This is a genomic window from Actinomycetota bacterium (assembly GCA_040905475.1).
Classification (GTDB): Bacteria; Actinomycetota; AC-67; order AC-67; family AC-67; genus DATFGK01.
On sequence record JBBDRM010000085.1, the window covers coordinates 63,539 to 80,786 of the forward strand.

Here is a 17,248-nt window from a genome sequence, read left to right on the forward strand (position 1 = left end):
GAAAGTATAACCACAGTTATACCGGTGAGTCCAGAGCGACCTTCGTCGCGATCGCTCCCCCCGCCTAGCAGGCGGCCGCGCGCCCCAGCAGCAGCGCGCGCTCGCGGACGTTGAGGGTGAGCGACGCGGCGCGCTCGAACTCCGCGCGAGCTTCGTCGAAACGGCCGAGCTTGGCCAGGAGGTCACCGCGAACGCTCGGCAAGAGGTGGTAGCCCTTCAGAGCCGGCTCCTCGGTCAGCGCGTCCACGACCTCGAGGCCCGCCGCAGGACCGAACGCCATCCCAACCGCCACCGCGCGATTCAGCTCGACGACCGGCGACGGCGTGATCTGAGCAAGCGCTGCGTAGAGCGCCGCTATCCGGGGCCAGTCCGTCTCCTCGGGAGTGCGCGCTCTCGCGTGACACGCCGCGATCGCCGCCTGCAGCGCGTACGGACCGCTCGCGCCGCCGAGTTCCTCGGCGCGGTCGAGCGCCGCGAGACCGCGACGGATGAGGAGCTGATCCCAGCGCGCACGGTCTTGATCGAGCAATAAGATCGGCTCTCCCGCCGGCCCGGTGCGCGCCCGCAAACGCGACGCTTGGATCTCCATCAGGGCGACGAGGCCGTGCACCTCCGGTTCCTTCGATGCCAGCCCGGCCAGGATCCGGCCGAGACGAAGAGCGTCCTCGCAGAGCGCCGGCCGCACCCAGTCCTCGCCTGCGGTCGCCGAGTAGCCCTCGTTGAAGATGAGGTAGACAACCTCGAGCACCGACGAAAGGCGGGGTGCTAGCTCGTCGCCGCTCGGGACCTCGAACGGGACGTGCTCGTCGGCGAGGGTCCGCTTGGCGCGAACGATCCGCTGCGCGACCGTCGGCTCAGGAACCAGGAACGCCCGCGCGATCTCCTCGGTCGTCAGACCGCCGAGCAACCGGAGCGTGAGCGCGACACGCGCTTCCGTGGAGAGCACCGGATGGCATGCGGTGAACACCAGCCGGAGGAGGTCGTCACCGATGTCGTCGTCGATCGCGGCGTCGAGGTCCGCCTCGCCCGTCTCCTGCCGGATAGCGATCTCGTTACCGAGCTCCTCGCGTTTCCGTTCGAGGCGCTCGTTGCGGCGGAACAGGTCGATCGCACGGTGCTTCGCGGTGGCCATGAGCCATGCTCCAGGGTTGTCCGGGATCCCCGACTCCGGCCAGCGCTCGAGCGCCGCGACGAGCGCGTCCTGCGCGAGATCCTCGGCGACGCCGACGTCGCGGACCATGCGTGCGAGGCCGGCGATGAGCTTGGCGGACTCGATCCGCCAGACCGCATCGATGGCACGACGTGGATCGGGAGCCGTCACGGCTCCCGATCACACCATCTCCGATCAGCCGGAGCAAAGCCGGCGCGTTTGTGGCTACCGCTGTGTGACTTTGCTCTGCAGCTCGTCGCGAAGGGCCTGCTCGCGCGCGGCCGCCTCGGCCGGGAACACGTCCTCGGGGAAGTCGTTCGCTTCGAACAGCGGGCGGATCTCGGACTCACCCTCGCCGATCGCTGCGGCGAAGCGCTCGCTCCACTTCAGGCACACCTCCCAGGACGGGAAGTCGGCGAGGACATACCCGGCGATCAGTTCCTTCGTCTCGGTGAACGGGCCGTCGATCACCTTGACGATCTTCCCGCCGGAGATCTTCAGGCGCTTGCCTTCAGAGCTCGGCTTGAGCCCGTCCGCAAGGATCAGGTGGCCCGCCTTGGCCATATCCTCCATGAGCTCACCCATCGCCGCGTACTCTTCCGGCTTCCCCAGGACCCCCGCCTCGGAGTCCTCCGTCGCCTTGACCATCATCAGGAATCGCATCGTCTTCTCCCTTGGGTTCGAGTTGGCCGCTTCAGCGCTGTGTGCTCTCCGTCAACTTCCGTACGCGCTCCTCTTGTTCCCGAAGTTCGGGCGTGAGTACCTCGCCGAAGTCGTCCGCCTCGAATACCTGGCGGATCTCGATCTCAGACTCACCGGGCATGGGGTTGGGGGCGCGCTTCACCCATTCGATCGCCTCTTCCTTCGACTTCACCTCGAAGATCCAGAAGCCGGCAACCAGTTCCTTCGTCTCGGAGAAGGGCCCGTCGATCACGGTGCGCTTGTCGCCGGAGAACCTGACGCGGGCGCCTTTGGAGCTCGGCTGGAGTCCTTCGCCCGCGAGCATCACGCCGGCCTTGGCCAGCTCTTCGTTGTATTTGCCCATCGCGGCAAGGAGCTCCTCGCTGGGGAGAACGCCGGCCTCGGAGTCCTTTTCTGCCTTGACCATGACCATGAATCGCATCGCGGTCCCCTCCTTGTTTGCCCTGGTCCAGAGCTCGGTTCCGGACCTTCCGACCTGCCTTCTACCCCTACGACGAACGGGTCGCCGCGAAATCGACAGACCGCACCGATCTTTTTCGGGTCGCCGGCAAACGCCCCGATCTAGTCTCCGATCGCGATCTCTTGGCGCCAGGTCGGGATCTCGTAGCCGAGCAGCTCGAAGAGCCGCTGGTTGTGCTCGGCGTAGCGGTTGTAGAGAAGCTTCCGAGCTCCTGCCGTCTCCTCCGCATGCACGCGAACGCCAGAGTACGTAAGCGGTCCGTCGAACGCCTGGATGCCGAGGAACCGACAGATCTCGTCGAGCGCACGGGTCGTGTGTTCAGTGGCGTCCTCGCCGGTCAGCTGACCTTCGAGCCGGCTCTCGCGCAAGCTCCCGCGGTCGATCGTGGCAGCGCTCGCGTCGGTCACGCTGATCAGCACCCGGTCGCGTGGGAAGTACGGTCGGATGTTCTCGCGGAGGTGCTTGGCGTAGAAGCCGCGGTCGAGCATGCGGCGGCCGCGAAGTGGGTCGCCGAGGATGTGCTTGCGCACGTAGTCCTCGTCTATCCGGTCGGCGACCGGGAGGGTGCCGCTCCGCATCCGGTGGTTGATCTCCGACAGCAGCCGCGCTACCGGCTCGCGGAGGAGCACGATGATCTTGGCGTTCGGAAGGACCCGATGGAGTCGGCGCATGAAGCGGTTCGTGCGCATGTACTCCGGGGTCTTCTCGCCGCAAATCTTCCCGGCCCCGTCCCGGAAGTGCGCGCGGTACCAGTCCAAGCCCTCGTGCCAGTGCTCGTTGAAGAACCGCACCTCGCGCCGAGGCATGAAGATCCTGGGATGCTGCTTTAGGTTCCCGGCGAGCGAGGTTGTCCCCGCCTTCGACGCACCCACGATCACGAAATCTGGGAGCGGGCCCGCCGCGGCGGAGCCCATAGGGGGACGGACGTCGCTCAGGCGATTGCGAACCTCGCGAACCACCTCCGCTCTCGTAGAGCGGAGGATACTCACGACGCCGGCGAATGATACTGCGGCGCCGAGGCCATCTAACGACCCTGCGGCTCATCGGCCGCGATAACCGCGAAGCGGGGACGCGGTCCGTTCCAGCCGCGCGTTATGCCGCGTTGCGCCATCATTAGACCGTCAAGGATTCTCTGACTGCATCGGGATGTGTGGCGGCGACGCGGAGCAGAGCCCGGGCAGGGCCTTCGGGACGCCGGCGGCCCTGTTCCCAGTTCTGGAGCGTCGCGACGCTCACGCCGATCATGAAGGCGAACTCGGGCTGGGATAACCCGAGTCGAGTCCGGATCTTCCGCACTTGAGCGGGTCGAAACTCGAACCGCCGCGACGGAGCCTTCACGCCGCGCCGAATCTTTCCAGCCTCCCGGACGCTCGCGATCAGTTCCTCGAATTCGTTCGCCTTCACTTCAGTTCCTCCCGGACAACACGCCCCAACGTCTTGATCTGCGCTGCTGTGAGGTCATCCTGTCGCGTCTTCTCGAACAGGTAGATCATGTACAACCGATCTGCGGCTCGATCCCAGTAGTACAGAACGCGAAGGCTCCCACGCTTTCCCCGGCCGGGCTGATTCCAACGCACCTTCCGTAGTCCACCAGCCCCTCGGATCACCGCTCCCTGATCCGGCCGAAGGACCAGCGCTAGTTGGAGCCGCCGGATCTCCTCATCAGGAAGAAGAGAGCAGATGAGCCTTGTGAAGATGGAGGTTTCAACGACAACCACAAGTTACTATACGCCATTGGCGTATAGTGGTCAAGACCGAATGCCAGGGGCTTAACGACCCTGCGGCTCATCGGCGCCGAGCCGCACTTGCGCGGCCGATGTCCGTTAGCAGCCGCGAGTTAACTCGTCCGAACTAATGGCTCGATCAACCGGAGTCACCACCGGGCTTGCACGATGATCGCAGCACCCGTCCAATGTGACGTTGATGGACTACCGGAGTGGTCGCATTTCGAGAACGTACCGCCGACGGGTAGGACTAGCAAGGTTGGCCCGCTTCAGTGCTTAGGAATCGCTGACGCGCCGCGGTGTGCGAGGCGCGCCTGTGCGCACTCGCATAACACCGGGAGCATCAGAAGCACCGACGCGCCGACGCCCCAGAGGCGAACTCGGCGTTGAACTCCACGGGCCTACCTAGCGGCGCATAACGGGGGCCTGATTCGCGCCTCCACCGTCAAAGCGCAACGGTCACGCGCAAGAACGTCGCGGGAATGGAGGTCATGTCCTTGCGCGAGCTCTTGTTCTGTGTTTCGAACAGGTCCTCCAGTTGCCTCTGCAGATCCGCAGCGCGCCCGCTCTTGTCTGCGGCTTCGAAAGCATTCATGGTCGGCCCGTAGTATTGCTTGAACAGACCGACGAACTCCGCCGGTGTGCCGGAACAGTTGAAGATAAAAGTGTCACGCGCGAAAGATACTTTCTCGGCCGGAACTCCGGCAGCGACAAGGCGCTCGGTCACGCTGCTCTCGACGCCCCAGGTCATCGGGCTGACGAAGCCTTCCGGCGGTGGCGGCGTGAACGCCGAGCTGATCTTCAAGATCTGCGCGACCAGCGTCGGATCGTTGGGGATCCAGTTGCCCATGATGATGCGTCCGCCGGCCCGGGTGACGCGGACCATCTCGCTCGCCACATCGAACGGCTTGGGCGCGAACATCGCGCCGAAGATGCTTACGACCAGGTCGAAGCTCCGATCCTGCACTCCCTGCAGGTCGGAGGCATCGCCCTCCTGAAACCTGCAGTTGGCGAGTCCCAGCTCCGCCGCACGCTTGTTGCCTGCGGCGACGAGGTTGCTGGCGATGTCAACGCCCAGTACGTCGGCGCCGCGTTTCGCCGCAGGGATGGCGGTGGTTCCGTCACCGCATCCGAGGTCGAGCACCTTGAGGCCTTCCGTGATGTCGAACTTGTCGACGAGCGCCTCCCCGCTTTCGCGCATGGTCTCCGCGATGCGCGTGAAGTCGCCCTTTTCCCATAGCGCCTGGTTCGGATTCATCTGATCGCTCCTTCCTCCGTGGTTCACGGTTGGTGACGGCATCTAAGTTACCGCTGCCACCCTGTGCGCTTCGGTTTGACGCCTAGCGACCCTGCGGCCCATCGGCCGCGATCAGAACGAAGTGCCGACGCGGTCCGTTGCAGCCGCGAGTCGAACTTCATGAAAATCATCAAGGCTTCGATCCATCTCGGTGAATGGTAGCGTCGCCGGACCGGGAGCGGGGCTTTGGAGGGAGAACGCGGTCGGACAGGCCGATGCAGCTTATGAGCTGAGAGCTCGTCGAGTTAGTTGGCCGCCCCTGCGACTGACCCGGTTGTGCTGCGAGCACGCATTCTTGGGTGTCGTTCGCCCACCTGTTCTCCCGCGTCTTGGATGAAAGGAGATGCACGTGCGCGCCATCGGCTTGGACGTCCACCGCGACTTCTGCGAGGTCGCCATCATCGAAGATGGGGTGATCCGCTGCGCTCGACGGGTCCGCACCCACTGCACGCCTTCGCCCACGCGTTGGAGCGCGACGTGGGCGCACCATCGCCGCGGTCGCCGTCGCACGAAAACTCGCAGTGCTGTGCTGGCATCTGCTCACCAAGCAGGCAGGATTACGCCTATCAACGCCCGAGCCTCACAAGATCCGCAAGCTCGAGTTGCTTGGTGGCGCGCCGCAGGCGCGAGGGGTGCGACGCACGGGCTATCGCAACGCCGAGGTCGCAAGCCAAGAGCGCGCCATCGCGGCGCAAGCGGAGGCTTCATACGCGCGCCTGGTCGCGGACTGGAAGGCGACCAGACCGTCGGGCAAGAACAAGGGCGCGGGTGCCACCACCGGGACGCGCATCTGATGAAAGCTCTCGCTCTCAAGCGGCGCGGCAGGCATCAGTCCCACACCTGCGCTTCGCTTCGGGGTCACCCGCACCCCGAACGGATTCAACCAAGGAGGGAGTGAGTGCGTCCAATCAGTTGACTTTCATCCTTAGCTCGCATGTCAACGCCCCGCGGAGCGAGCTCCTGGACCCAGTTCGCGGGCTGCTTCCTCCGAGACCTCGACGGGTGCGAAGAACTCCGCCGGGTAGAGATAGTCCTCACCGGACTCGTCTACCACCCTCAAGAAACCCTGAGCCGAGGCTGCGGCATCGGGAACAACGGCATAGAGCTTGCGCGGCTCCAGATCCTCCGCACCATCGTTACGAAGGCAAACCACGAAATCCGTCTTCCGAAGTGCGCTCATGAGTCCAGCAATCGCTTGATCTTGAACGTCCGGCGCCCGACGCCGTGCGCCTCGTACCAGTGTACTTCGGCCTGACGGATCGTCCCATCCCTCAGTTCCACCAAGGCCTTGCCCTTGAGCTTCCGCCATCTACCGCGCCCGAATTGCCTGATCAGTCGCGCACGCACACGAACGGAGACGCCTCGAGCGATGACCTCCACATCTGAGATGTCGCCAACAATCCGGAAGTACATGAGGGGAGGCTACCGCCCCATGCCGACACTCACGCTCGGTCGAGCTAACGAACGACCCTGCGGCTCATCGGCCGCGATCGACGCGAAGCGGCGACGCGGCCCGTTGCAGCCGCGAGTTCGACGGCAAGTCACATCCAACACAGGCTAACCGGTTTGTCATGTCCTCACGGCTAGGGGCTCTTCAGGCCTCCCGAGCCAGCGCCATCTCGGGACAGGATATTTCGGACGGCCTAAGGACATGGGACGCCAAGAGATAGCGCGTTTAGGCCACCGCTTTCGAGGATCCCTTCGAGCGACGCTTCCACCTTTTCCGGCTCCGCGCGGCCTAGGCCGGCCTTGTAGCGTTCGATGAACTCGGCCTCGCTGAGCCCGAGGTCTCTGATCTGTTCTTCCAGCGTGGGGAGAGGCTCGAGGCCGAAGAGACGGATGGCGTCTTCTGTCGTCGTCCGCGGATCGACGAGCTCGTCCCAGTGGCGGCGAACGAGCGTTGCGACCTCCTCGCCGGGGCGTTCGAGAAGCTGCCCGGCGTAATGGGCCTCGGCGGTGCCCCATTCCACGTTCGACTCCCTGGCGAACGGCCAATCGTTGAAGTAGATGTTGGGGCTTCCGAGGTCGATGGCAGGCCCGGTGTCCCACCCTTCATACATGCGGATCCCGTAGGGCTGGTCGTCGAGCCAGGAGCGCAGAGCGTTGCCCGCGCCCGTGGTGGATCGGCCGGCGAGCCATAGCGCCACCACGGTCCTCGCCTGCCCGATCGAGGTGCACGGACCTTGCGATTTGATGTCGCCGACGCGCGGCAATTCCGCATTCGGTTCGAGCTCTCTCCGCTCGAGCCGGGCGGCGTATTCCTCGACTTCGTCGGCGTTCCATCGGGCGACGAAGGTCTGCTCCGCCGACGGCAGGCCGACCGCCCACGACGCCACTCGGGAGGCGAGCGACATCTCGGAGATGCCGGCTTCGAACCGCGTGCCCCACAGCGTGCCCGTGTGGATGGTCCCCGGATCGGCAGACGGCTGGCGGAAGGACTCTTCGTAGATGTTTCCGAAGCGTTGGGAGATCGTCAGGCCTCTCGGCGTCGAGACGAAGTCTTGGAGAACTCCCGTGACGACGGTGCGCCATCGCTCCATCCACGGGGCGTAGGCGCGGTACGCGCAGTAGCGAACGCCATCGTGGGCCTCGCAGATCAGCGGCTCCCGGGTGGCCACCTGCTCGGCGTCGAAGATCCGTTCCCGTCCTTGCGGGCGTGTCTGACCCCAGACGCCCGTCGCGACGACCGCGATCGCCGCGAGGGCGGCGGCGACTCGGCCGAACCTGGGACCGTGACGCAGTCGCGCAGCCGCCAGAACGAGCGCTGCGAGGCCCGTGAGGTAGACGAGATGCCAGCCGGCCGGCCGAAAAACGAGCTCTCGCGCGTTCGCCTCGTCGAAGTTGATCCAGAACGCGCCCCACCGCAATGGGGAACCGACATCGCCCGCCTGGTACAGCTGCGTCCGCTGCATCAGGTAGAGCTGAATACCCCCGAGGGCGATCAGCCCCACGCTCCCCGCGATGATCGAGGGGACGACCCTTCCAATGAGCACACCGCACGCCCCCAGGAAGAGGACCATCATGGGGCCGGATGCAAGCTCGTTCACGCTCGGAGACCACACCCCGCCGATCAGCTTCAGATAGCCGACCTCGGCGGCGGTGAGAACGGCAGACGCGGCGACGGGATAGGCGAGCGCGAGCAGATGCGCGGAGGTACGCGACAGCGCCGACATCGGTTGCGCATCCAAGAGCTCTTCGGTGCCCGTACGCCGAGCACGCGTGGCAGCGACGTTGGACGCGAGGTAGGCGGCTACGGCAAGCGGCAGGATGGCCATCGTGATCCAGGAGTCGTCCCGATGCATCACGGGAGCCCGGGACCAGGTCACAAAGACGATCAAGGCAACGGAGAGCAGCACGCCGAACAGGAAGATCGGGCGGCGCAGGATGATGCGGCCCTCGACGTGGGCAAGCGCGACGGTCGCCCGCCATCGCGGGCCCGGCCGGCTCTCGACCTCGATGCGACGAGCCTCCGTGGCGCTGCTCATGCGACGTCTTCGAGCAGGTCCCGGCCGACGAGGAGCATGTATCCGTCCTCGATCGTCGGCTCGGTGAGCTCGGCGCCCGGCGGCGGATCGCCGATGCTGCGGAGACGTCCTTCTCCTGTCCGCCACGACAGTCGCGCGCCGGCGGCCCGCTGATCGGCGACCCAGACCCTGCCTCGGGCGAGCTCCGCCAGCTCGCGTGGCACTCCCTCGAAGACGCTCGCTCCGCGACGCAAGACGACGACGCGGCTGCACAGCGCTCGGACGTCCTCGGTCTGATGGGTGGAGAGAAGGACGGCCCGACTCTCGGCGAGGTCCGAGACCAGCTCGCGGAACCGGAGCCGCTGCTCGGGGTCGAGCCCCGCGGTGGGCTCGTCCAGGATGAGGAGCGACGGGTTCCCCAGCAGCGCCTGGGCGAGCGCGACGCGCCGGCGCATCCCACCGGAGAGAGCCTTGATCCGCCGCCCTGCGACGCTCGCGAGACCGACGACGTCGAGGACGCGCGCAACCTCCGCGTGCCGCTCGCGCCGGTTGGTCATCTCCTTCAGGATGGCGACGTAGTCGACGAACTCGAACGCGGTGAAGCTGCGGTAGAAGCCTGGCTCCTGCGGCATGTACCCCAGGCGGCGGCGGATCTCGACCCGCTGCCGCGCGTTCGACGGGTCGCGGCCCAGGATGCCGACCCGCCCCTCGTCGGCGGAGAGCACGGTCGCGACGATCCGCAACAGCGTCGTCTTGCCGGCGCCGTTGGGCCCGAGCAGGCCGGTGACGCCATGACCCGCCTCCAGCGTCACGCCGTCCAGCGCCTGCGTGCCGCCGAAACGCTTCCGGACGGCGGTCAACGAGATCGACATCAGCGCCTCCTCATCTCGAATCGTTCGCTACGGGCAGCGATCACGAGCGAGGAAACGATCGCGACGAGGGCGAAGAGGGCCTGGAATGGCCCGCGGAATGCCGCCAGGTCGTCGCGCGTCGCGGCGTATCCCACCGTGGTCAGCGCGATCCAGACGCCGGCCACCGCGCCGGCGGCGACCAGCGTCGTCGACACCTTCGTGGTCAGGGCAAGGGTCGACAGGGTCAAGCCGAGCGACGGCAGAAGCCAAGCAGCGGCGGTCCAGCTCAGGCGGGGAAGGAAAAGCGTTGCCACGGCAGCGAGGATCGTGGTGGTGGCGAGAACGGCGGCGGCTCGGAGGAACAGCAGCCGGAAGCTTCGCATGGGAGCTGTGAGGCCGATCTCGTACGTGGGGTCCATGCCGGGCCCGTAGGCGACTGCGACCCCCGCCACCGGCAGGAGCGGCGCGAGCATGAGGAACAGCAGCAGGCCGCCGGGCCCGGCGTGCGCCGCGCCGACGGCGAAGCCGAGCGCGGCCGCGACCGCCGCGATCCACGAGATGCGGAGCGATGGGGTTGCGGCGATGAGCCGGGCGACGTACTCGGGGATCCCCGCGCGCACCATCAGCGCCTCGATGGGACCGCGCCGCGGCGCGTGGATCTCCGCGACGACCCCGCCCCAGATCCTCTCCAGGCTCGCTCGCTCCACGGAATCGCTCAGCCCGGCGCGGCAACGCGCGCAACGGATCAAGTGCGCCTCGACGGAAAACGACAAAGCGGCGTCAGCACGGCCATGCGCATAGGTCTGAAGCAAGGCCGCGTCGGCGTGCCAGTCACTCATCCCAGCTCACCCCTCAGCTGCGCGCGGGCGCGCATCAGCCGCGTCCTCACGGTCCCCGCGGGGATGCCGAGCAGACGAGCCGCCTCCCGGGCGGTCAGGCCGTCGAGGATCGTGGCCTGAACGACGGCCCGCAGCTCCGGCGAGAGGCGATTGAGCGAGCCGGCCAGGTCCCCGTGCTCCACACCGAGAAGCACCTGCTCCTCGGCGGACGGCCACGACTCGGCGGCCGGACGCAGCACCGGCGCCGGCCGGCGCCGGAGCCGGTCGACCAACCGCCGGATCGCGATCCCCCACAACCAGGCGGCCACGTCCCCCTCGCCGCGCCAGCGGCGGGCACCGCGCCACGCGGCGACGAAGGTGTCCTGCACCGTCTCTTCCACGAGGCCGGGGTCCGCGCACCGCCGCGAGAGCCGGACGTGGAGCCAGGGTGCATGCCGCTCGTAGAGCGTCCGCAAAGCATCGCGGTCGCCTGCGGCCACTCCCGCCAGTAGATCTCCGTCCTCCGGTCTATCCCCCGACGTGTCCCTCACGACCTCTCTGTCGTGCCGGCCGGTGGAAAAGGTTCGCCGTCCACACTCCTGAGCCAACCGGCCCGAAGCAAAAGGGTCCGTTTCGAGTGGCGGCCTAACAACCCTGCGGTTCAGCGGCCGCGATCGGCCCGAAGCGCGGAGGCGGTCCGTTGCAGCTGCGAGTTATCCGGCAACCACCGACCACAACAGGCAGGACACGGCGACCGCAAATCATTTCGAGCGCCCCGGCTTCCCGAACCACTCGATCCGACCACAATGAACACACTTCAAGATCGTGGCCTGCCGATCCGCAAAGTCGAATCCAAGAAGCGTCATTACGGCCGTGTTCAGAAGTCGTTTACGCACGATGAATTCATCACCACCGCAGTGAGCGCACGCCACCGGCTTCCCAAGAACATCGACCGATGTGGCACGCCGAGGAGCCCGTCTCAACCATCCCATCGTTACCTCACCGCGCCGGGATAACGACTCTCCGGCTAATCGGCCGCGATTGGCACGTAACGCGGATGCGGTCCGTTGTAGCCGCGAGTTATACGGTGCAGCAAAACCCGAAACTCCACTCTTCATCACCCCGTTAACTCCCCAGTATGCATGACGCTCATGGGCAACCCATCCAGAACGTAGAGCGCCATTCCACGAAGGACAAAATCTCTCTCAATCCGCGCCTGCATGAGGTCTTCGGCCTCCGCCTCCGTAACCGGCGACCGACTCCGCAAGGTGCAGTGCGGGAAGAAGCCGTGCGGCGAAGGCTTGAACCGGATGCCGGAGGAGATGATGCGCCCATGCAGGGCTTCGAATGGCGCCGGGTCCTCGAGGGCGAAAACGAAGACATCGGTACCAGGGAAGCGCAAGGAGTCACCAAAGCGGGCAACAATGGGTGGGGTGCGGGCCGCAATCTCATCGAGCAAGCGCAGTACTGTCGCGGGGTCCTGTCCGGGTTCGATGACGTCGACGCCGCCTGATCCCGCGACCGTGATCTCAACCGGCAGCGCGGCGCGGAACCCGTCGCGGTGTCTGCGCCGGATCTCCATGATCCGAGATGCCACCGGCTCAGGTACATCGAGACACACGTAGGTCCCCGCCTCGAATGCCATCTATTCGTTATCAGCCGACCGGATAACGACCCTGCGGCTCATCGGCCGGACGCGCGCGGACGGTCCGTTGCAGGCGCGAGTTAGGTCGCCGCCGCCACATCGACCAGAATCCTGTACGTCGCGTAGCCGAACACCCCCAAGCTCGCGAGATCGACCGCGAGATCGATCCACACTTGTCGGGAGACCCAGGTCGCCCAGTTGTAGGGCCATTTCTCCTCAACTTGCGGTTCCTCATCACTGTAGTAGCACAGCCACATCGCATACTTGTTGAGAGCAGCAAGTATCACTTGCAGTGAAACCCCGGCGAGAAAGAGTACGGCTAGAAGTCGAGCATGCCCAGCGTCGGCAATGACCGACGAGATTCTCTCATTGGTCAAGAGAAGAACGGGGCCGCCGACTCCGTACGCCACGAGCCATGCACGGAGAGTTGTGGCGTGCCCCTCATACGCCTTATACAGCGTCTCGTCGGGGACGGGAGGCGGTGTGGATGACTGTAAGGCGGAGGGCAGATCCGGTTCCTCCGGCCCACGCTCGTCCTCCACCATCGAGTCGACCTAACTCCTACCTATACGGACCCGGCAAAGAACTAGATCCGGTCCGCATATCGCGCGGGCCCGGCGAATCTGCTCCGTCCTGATTGCGCCAATCACCAGCGGATTCCTATGGGGCGTTGCGTTCGTACCAGAGAGTTATCCCGCATCTCTGGTCAGTATAAGCCGCGCGACGACGGCTCTGATCGGGATCACTGAGTCGAGCGGCCCGGTCAGACGATCGTTTCGGGCATGCGTGGCGGAGTCCGAGGTTCGATGAATCCTGCGCTCGCCATCGCATCGTCGAGGAAGCGCGTGACTTGGCCCGACCACAGGAACGTCAGGTGTCCGCCCTCGTACCAGAGAACGTTCGGCCGGTCCCAGTGCGCCCACAAACGGTGCGCTTGCTCCGGCGTCGACATCCGGTCCCCAACCCCCGCGTACATGTGAACGCGCTCGCGGGGGATCGTCATCGGGTACGCGAGCGGCGAGACGGGGCGGAACACATCTTGGAGAACAGATTGATCGATGCCGTTCTCGACGGCCTTGCCGCGCAGCCGCCTCGGCATGTGATGGTCGATCAGGCCCGGCATGTCGCACAGCGGCGCGCCGGCGATCAGCAGCTCGAGATCCGGCTCCAGCGCCGACAGCAACGATGCGGTGTAGGCACCGAGCGACATCCCATGCACGCCGACGCGTTCGGCGCCTTGTGTGCGCAGCCATCCCATCAGCCGCCGGATGTCCCACATCGCTTGCGCCATGCCGGCGATGAAGTCCAGGACGTTGTACGAGAGCAGTTCCGCGCCCGACATGCGGCTCGCGCGGCGCGGGCCGTGCAGCGGCAGCACCGGGAAGACCAGGTTCACGTCGAGCTCCTCGGACAGCCGCTTCGCCTTGAATGCGAAGAAGTCGGAGGTCGGCACCCCCGTCGAGAAGCCGTGCAGGCACATCAGCCACGGCCGGTTGGGTTTGCGCCGCACGACGTACGCGTACGCGATTCGGTTCTTCGCGAAGGTCGCCCACCGTGCCGCGTTCGGTTCGCCGGGATGCGTCTCGTACTCGCTCGGCCACGAAAGACGCTCGTACCAAACGTTCATCGCCCACAGGCGCCGCACGCGGAGATCCGTCAGCGGCGGCGGATCGCGATGATAGGAGCGCGGCTCGGCGATCCAACCCTCACGCGCGTAAAGGTCCGCGGCGGTGGCCAGCTCGGCGGCGAGGCCCGCATAGTCGGCGTCGGTCGGATACCGGCTCGGGTTGCGCATCATGCCGAGGAACGCCTCGTCGAGCGCGACCTGTGCGGTCAACGCGAGCGACGGGCGCGCTTTCGGAAGGTCGTCGGTGCCGCGGAGGCCGAACCGTTGCTTGATGAACGCTTCGACGGCGAAGCCTGCGGCGCGCGGTGGCGCCCAGAGGATGCCGATCCCCGGCATCCTCGCGACGGCTCGTCCCACTCGTTGTGCTACCACGATGGCCTGTGCAGGCCGGTTGGAGGCCATGCGATCCCCCTCGCCCAAGCCTGAACTTCCGTCATACTATGGCCTCCTCACCTCGAGGAGAAGCATGGGCTACAACCTCGCCGACCTGTTCGAAGCGGTCGCCGATGCCGTTCCAGATCGCGAAGCGGTGATCGTCGGCGAGCGCCGATCGACCTATTCCGCGCTCGACGAGCGCGCGAATCGCCTGGCCAATCACCTGCTCGCTTCGGGCGTTCGCCCAGGCGAACACGTCGGGCTCCAGTTGATGAACGGCGCCGAATACCTCGAAGGGATGCTCGCGTGCTTCAAGATCCGAGCGATCCCGATCAATGTGAACTTCCGATACGTGGAGGCCGAGCTCCGCTACCTGTTCGACAACGCGGATCTGGTCGGGCTCGTCTACCACCGGCAGTTCGCCTCCAAGGTCGCTGCGGTCGCGCCGGAGACGCCGATCCTCGAGCGTTTCCTGGTGGTGGAGGACGGCTCGGACGAGCAGCCGGCGCCGGGTTCCGAACCGTACGAAGACGCGCTCGCGGCGGCGAGCCCGCAGCGCCCGAGTGTTCCCGACCGGTCGTCCGAAGACCTCTACTGCGTGTACACCGGCGGCACGACCGGGATGCCGAAGGGCGTCGTCTGGCGGCACGAGGACATCTTCAAGGCGGCGATGGGCGGCGGCGACATCACCCAGATGGGCAACCACGTGACCGGGCCCGAGGAGCTCGCTTCGCGCATCCCCGAGACCGGCCTCACCGCGCTCGCCACCCCCCCGCTGATGCACTCGAGCGCGCACTGGCTCGCGTTCCAGACGCTGTTCACCGGCGGGACGCTGGTGATGACGCCGCTCGGACGCTTCGACCCGCCGGCGATCTGGGATCTGATCGCTCGCGAGAAGGTCGTGATCCTCGTCGTGGTCGGCGACGCGATGGCGCGGCCGCTCGTCGACGAGCTCGCGGCGAACCGCGACCGCTACGACACCGCGAACCTGTGGGTCATCGGCTCGGGCGGCGCGATGCTGTCCGAGACCACCAAGAAGCGGATCCTCGAGCTGCTCCCGGATCGCATGATCGCCGACGGCTTCGGGTCGTCGGAAACGGGGGTGCTCGGCTCCAAGGCCGGGCGCGGCGGCGCGACGTTCGTGGTGAACGACCAGACGTTCGTCCTCGACGACGACGGCAAGAAAGTCGAGCCCGGCTCGGGCGTGGTCGGACGACTCGCGCGCCGCGGCTTCATCCCGCTCCGCTACCACAAGGATCCCGAGAAGACTGCGAAGACCTTCATCGAGCTCGACGGCGGCCGGTACGTGCTGCCCGGCGACATGGCGACCGTCGAGGACGACGGAACGATCACGCTCCTCGGCCGCGGTTCTCAGACGATCAACACCGGCGGCGAGAAGGTCTTCCCCGACGAGGTCGAAGGCCCGCTCAAGGATCATCCGGCCGTCGAGGACGCGATCGTGGTCGGCGTGCCCGACGACCGCTGGGGCGAACGCGTCGTCGCCGTCGTGCAGCCGCGCGATCCCAGCGCCGCGCCGACCCTGGAGCAACTCCAGCAGCATTGCCGCGAGTCCGTCGCCGGCTACAAGGTGCCGCGCGACATCGTGCTCGTCGACAAGGTCGTGCGTACGCCGGCCGGGAAGCCGGACTATCGATGGGCAAAGGAGCGCGCCATGGAAGCGCTGGTGTCGTCGTGAAGCGTCTGTCGGGTATGGACGCGACGTTCCTCTATCTGGAGACGCCGGAGATGCACATGCACGTCATCGGCGTGCTCCTGCTCGACACCTCGACGATGCCCGGCGGCTATTCGTTCGAGAAGATCCGCACGATGCTCGAAGACCGCATCCACCTGATGCCGGCGTTCCGCCGGCGGCTCGTGACGGTCCCGTTCGGTCTGGGCCATCCGGTGTGGATCGACGATCCAACCTTCGACCTCGAGAACCACGTGCATCGCATCGGCGCGCCGCCGCCCGGCGACCAGCAGGCGCTCGCCGACGTCGTCGGCGACATCGCGAGCGCGCAGCTGCGCCGCGACCGGCCGCTGTGGGAGATGTGGGTGGTCGAAGGGCTCGAAGGTCAGCAAGCCGCGGTCGTGACGAAGATGCATCACGCGACGATCGACGGCGCATCGGGCGCCGACGTGATGGTGCACCTGCTCGACCTCACGCCCGAGATCGAGCGCAAGGCCAAGCCCGAGGAGCGCTTCATCGGCGAGCGGCGCCCGTCGGACGTCAAGCTCCTGCGCGACGCGCTCGTGACGCAGATCGCCAATCCGGTGCGGATCCTCGGCGCCATGGGACGGGCGACCGGAAACGCCGCGAAGATGTTGCGCTCGATGACGAGACGGTCCGAGGGCGGGGCTGCGGCGCCGTTCCTCGCGCCGCGCACGCGGTTCTCCGGACAGTTGACGCCGCATCGCGCGGTCGCGTTCGGCCAGGCCTCGCTCGACGACCTCAAGGAGATCAAGAACGCGTACGGCGCGAAGGTGAACGACGTCGTGCTCGCGATCTCGACCTACGCGCTGCGCAACTACTTGCTCGCGCTCGACGAGCTCCCCGACAAGCCGCTCGTCGCGGCGTGCCCGATCTCGGTTCGCGTGGAGGGCGTGGAGCGCGAGTCGGCGAACCAGGTGTCGAACATGCTCGTGCCGCTGCCGGTGCAGCTCGCCGACGCGGAAGAGCAGCTCGAGACCATCATCGCCAGCACGAAGCGGTCCAAGGAGCTGGCGAACGCGCTCGGCGCCGAGACGCTCATGGACTGGGCCGAGTTCCTCGCGCCACGGCTGTTCACGAGCGCGATGCGCCTCTACTCCGGATCGCGCCTGCCCGATCTGCACCCGCCGGCCCTGAACTGCATCGTTTCGAATGTTCCGGGTCCGCCGGTTCCCCTCTATACGGCCGGCGCCCGCATCCAGGCGATCTTCCCGATGGGGCCGCTCCTTCCGGGCGCCGGCATCAACATCACCATCCTGTCCAACATGGGAAACGTCGACTTCGGCATCATCGCGTGCCGCGACACCGTCCCCGAGGTGTGGCGCATCTCCGACGGTCTCGCCGAGGGCATCGGGGTGCTGCTCAAGGCGGCTCGCGCCCGGAATGTCCCGTAGCGCGCCCCGGCTCTGACGGGTACCGTTCCC

General features: G+C 66.5%; 19 protein-coding genes. 3 read left to right on the top strand and 16 right to left on the bottom strand.

From position 1 onward, the window contains the following. Positions 1–64: 64 nt before the first annotated feature. From WEB06_09230 to WEB06_09260, 7 genes are all read right to left on the bottom strand, one after another. Positions 65–1,321 (bottom strand): RNA polymerase sigma factor, encoded by a 1,257-nt coding sequence (locus tag WEB06_09230; protein MEX2555802.1) that lies wholly within the window; start codon positions 1,319–1,321, stop codon positions 65–67. 54 nt (positions 1,322–1,375) lie between these two features. After that, positions 1,376–1,813: a YciI family protein gene (locus tag WEB06_09235; GenBank protein MEX2555803.1), complete on the bottom strand. Its 438-nt coding sequence runs from the start codon at positions 1,811–1,813 to the stop codon at positions 1,376–1,378. A gap of 31 nt (positions 1,814–1,844) precedes the next feature. Beyond that, entirely contained in the window at positions 1,845–2,273 is a 429-nt protein-coding gene (locus WEB06_09240; GenBank protein ID MEX2555804.1) for a YciI family protein, read from the bottom strand. Between the two features lie 140 nt (positions 2,274–2,413). Next, positions 2,414–3,271 carry a sulfotransferase domain-containing protein gene (locus WEB06_09245; protein MEX2555805.1) on the bottom strand — a complete coding sequence of 286 codons (858 nt, stop codon included), beginning with the start codon at positions 3,269–3,271 and terminating at the stop codon, positions 2,414–2,416. A gap of 154 nt (positions 3,272–3,425) precedes the next feature. Continuing rightward, on the bottom strand, positions 3,426–3,716 hold the full coding sequence (gene nadS / locus WEB06_09250) for a NadS family protein (protein MEX2555806.1): 291 nt from the start codon (positions 3,714–3,716) through the stop codon (positions 3,426–3,428). Next, entirely contained in the window at positions 3,713–4,030 is a 318-nt protein-coding gene (locus WEB06_09255; GenBank protein ID MEX2555807.1) for a type II toxin-antitoxin system RelE/ParE family toxin, read from the bottom strand. Before WEB06_09255 ends, nadS begins: the two co-directional genes overlap by 4 nt. A gap of 451 nt (positions 4,031–4,481) precedes the next feature. Continuing rightward, a complete protein-coding gene (locus WEB06_09260) occupies positions 4,482–5,294 on the bottom strand; it encodes a class I SAM-dependent methyltransferase (GenBank protein ID MEX2555808.1) in 813 nt (270 codons plus the stop codon). 671 nt (positions 5,295–5,965) lie between these two features. Between WEB06_09260 and WEB06_09265 the strand changes: the two genes are divergently transcribed. Continuing rightward, a complete protein-coding gene (locus tag WEB06_09265) occupies positions 5,966–6,127 on the top strand; it encodes a hypothetical protein (protein MEX2555809.1) in 162 nt (53 codons plus the stop codon). A 143-nt stretch (positions 6,128–6,270) separates the two neighbouring features. Here WEB06_09265 and WEB06_09270 read toward each other — a convergent pair whose 3' ends face one another. From WEB06_09270 to WEB06_09310, 9 genes are all read right to left on the bottom strand, one after another. After that, positions 6,271–6,513, bottom strand: coding sequence for a hypothetical protein (locus tag WEB06_09270; protein ID MEX2555810.1), 243 nt, complete (start codon positions 6,511–6,513; stop codon positions 6,271–6,273). After that, the gene (locus WEB06_09275; protein ID MEX2555811.1) at positions 6,510–6,746 is read right to left on the bottom strand and encodes a hypothetical protein; all 237 of its coding nucleotides are present in this window, start codon (positions 6,744–6,746) and stop codon (positions 6,510–6,512) included. Before WEB06_09275 ends, WEB06_09270 begins: the two co-directional genes overlap by 4 nt. 230 nt (positions 6,747–6,976) lie before the next feature. Then, positions 6,977–8,818 carry a hypothetical protein gene (locus WEB06_09280; GenBank protein MEX2555812.1) on the bottom strand — a complete coding sequence of 614 codons (1,842 nt, stop codon included), beginning with the start codon at positions 8,816–8,818 and terminating at the stop codon, positions 6,977–6,979. Next, complete coding sequence (locus WEB06_09285) at positions 8,815–9,669, bottom strand: ABC transporter ATP-binding protein (GenBank protein ID MEX2555813.1); 855 nt, start codon at positions 9,667–9,669, stop codon at positions 8,815–8,817. The genes WEB06_09280 and WEB06_09285 overlap by 4 nt, the downstream gene beginning before the upstream one ends. Continuing rightward, on the bottom strand, positions 9,669–10,487 hold the full coding sequence (locus WEB06_09290) for a zf-HC2 domain-containing protein (protein ID MEX2555814.1): 819 nt from the start codon (positions 10,485–10,487) through the stop codon (positions 9,669–9,671). Before WEB06_09290 ends, WEB06_09285 begins: the two co-directional genes overlap by 1 nt. After that, the gene (locus tag WEB06_09295; GenBank protein ID MEX2555815.1) at positions 10,484–10,966 is read right to left on the bottom strand and encodes an RNA polymerase sigma factor; all 483 of its coding nucleotides are present in this window, start codon (positions 10,964–10,966) and stop codon (positions 10,484–10,486) included. The genes WEB06_09290 and WEB06_09295 overlap by 4 nt, the downstream gene beginning before the upstream one ends. Before the next feature lie 617 nt (positions 10,967–11,583). Next, positions 11,584–12,111, bottom strand: a complete 528-nt coding sequence (locus tag WEB06_09300; GenBank protein MEX2555816.1) for a 2'-5' RNA ligase family protein — start codon at positions 12,109–12,111, stop codon at positions 11,584–11,586. An 80-nt stretch (positions 12,112–12,191) separates the two neighbouring features. Continuing rightward, positions 12,192–12,656, bottom strand: coding sequence for a hypothetical protein (locus tag WEB06_09305; GenBank protein ID MEX2555817.1), 465 nt, complete (start codon positions 12,654–12,656; stop codon positions 12,192–12,194). Between the two features lie 218 nt (positions 12,657–12,874). Next, a complete protein-coding gene (locus tag WEB06_09310) occupies positions 12,875–14,140 on the bottom strand; it encodes an alpha/beta hydrolase (protein MEX2555818.1) in 1,266 nt (421 codons plus the stop codon). 64 nt (positions 14,141–14,204) lie between these two features. On the opposite strand from WEB06_09310, the gene WEB06_09315 reads away from it, so the two are divergent. Beyond that, the gene (locus WEB06_09315; protein MEX2555819.1) at positions 14,205–15,809 is read left to right on the top strand and encodes an acyl-CoA synthetase; all 1,605 of its coding nucleotides are present in this window, start codon (positions 14,205–14,207) and stop codon (positions 15,807–15,809) included. 14 nt (positions 15,810–15,823) lie between these two features. Continuing rightward, positions 15,824–17,218, top strand: a complete 1,395-nt coding sequence (locus WEB06_09320) for a wax ester/triacylglycerol synthase family O-acyltransferase (GenBank protein ID MEX2555820.1) — start codon at positions 15,824–15,826, stop codon at positions 17,216–17,218. Positions 17,219–17,248 lie beyond the last annotated feature (30 nt).

What these genes read in the sequence shown, in the direction of transcription:
- WEB06_09235 (MEX2555803.1), bottom strand. Translation starts at nt 1,813, where the DNA reads ATGCGATTCCTGATGATGGTCAAGGCGACGGAGGACTCCGAGGCGGGG.
- WEB06_09240 (MEX2555804.1), bottom strand. Translation starts at nt 2,273, where the DNA reads ATGCGATTCATGGTCATGGTCAAGGCAGAAAAGGACTCCGAGGCCGGC.
- WEB06_09260 (MEX2555808.1), bottom strand. Translation starts at nt 5,294, where the DNA reads ATGAATCCGAACCAGGCGCTATGGGAAAAGGGCGACTTCACGCGCATC.
- WEB06_09270 (MEX2555810.1), bottom strand. Translation starts at nt 6,513, where the DNA reads ATGAGCGCACTTCGGAAGACGGATTTCGTGGTTTGCCTTCGTAACGAT.
- WEB06_09275 (MEX2555811.1), bottom strand. Translation starts at nt 6,746, where the DNA reads ATGTACTTCCGGATTGTTGGCGACATCTCAGATGTGGAGGTCATCGCT.
- WEB06_09280 (MEX2555812.1), bottom strand. Translation starts at nt 8,818, where the DNA reads ATGAGCAGCGCCACGGAGGCTCGTCGCATCGAGGTCGAGAGCCGGCCG.
- WEB06_09285 (MEX2555813.1), bottom strand. Translation starts at nt 9,669, where the DNA reads ATGTCGATCTCGTTGACCGCCGTCCGGAAGCGTTTCGGCGGCACGCAG.
- WEB06_09290 (MEX2555814.1), bottom strand. Translation starts at nt 10,487, where the DNA reads ATGAGTGACTGGCACGCCGACGCGGCCTTGCTTCAGACCTATGCGCAT.
- WEB06_09300 (MEX2555816.1), bottom strand. Translation starts at nt 12,111, where the DNA reads ATGGCATTCGAGGCGGGGACCTACGTGTGTCTCGATGTACCTGAGCCG.
- WEB06_09305 (MEX2555817.1), bottom strand. Translation starts at nt 12,656, where the DNA reads ATGGTGGAGGACGAGCGTGGGCCGGAGGAACCGGATCTGCCCTCCGCC.
- WEB06_09310 (MEX2555818.1), bottom strand. Translation starts at nt 14,140, where the DNA reads ATGGCCTCCAACCGGCCTGCACAGGCCATCGTGGTAGCACAACGAGTG.
- WEB06_09315 (MEX2555819.1), top strand. Translation starts at nt 14,205, where the DNA reads ATGGGCTACAACCTCGCCGACCTGTTCGAAGCGGTCGCCGATGCCGTT.
- WEB06_09320 (MEX2555820.1), top strand. Translation starts at nt 15,824, where the DNA reads ATGGACGCGACGTTCCTCTATCTGGAGACGCCGGAGATGCACATGCAC.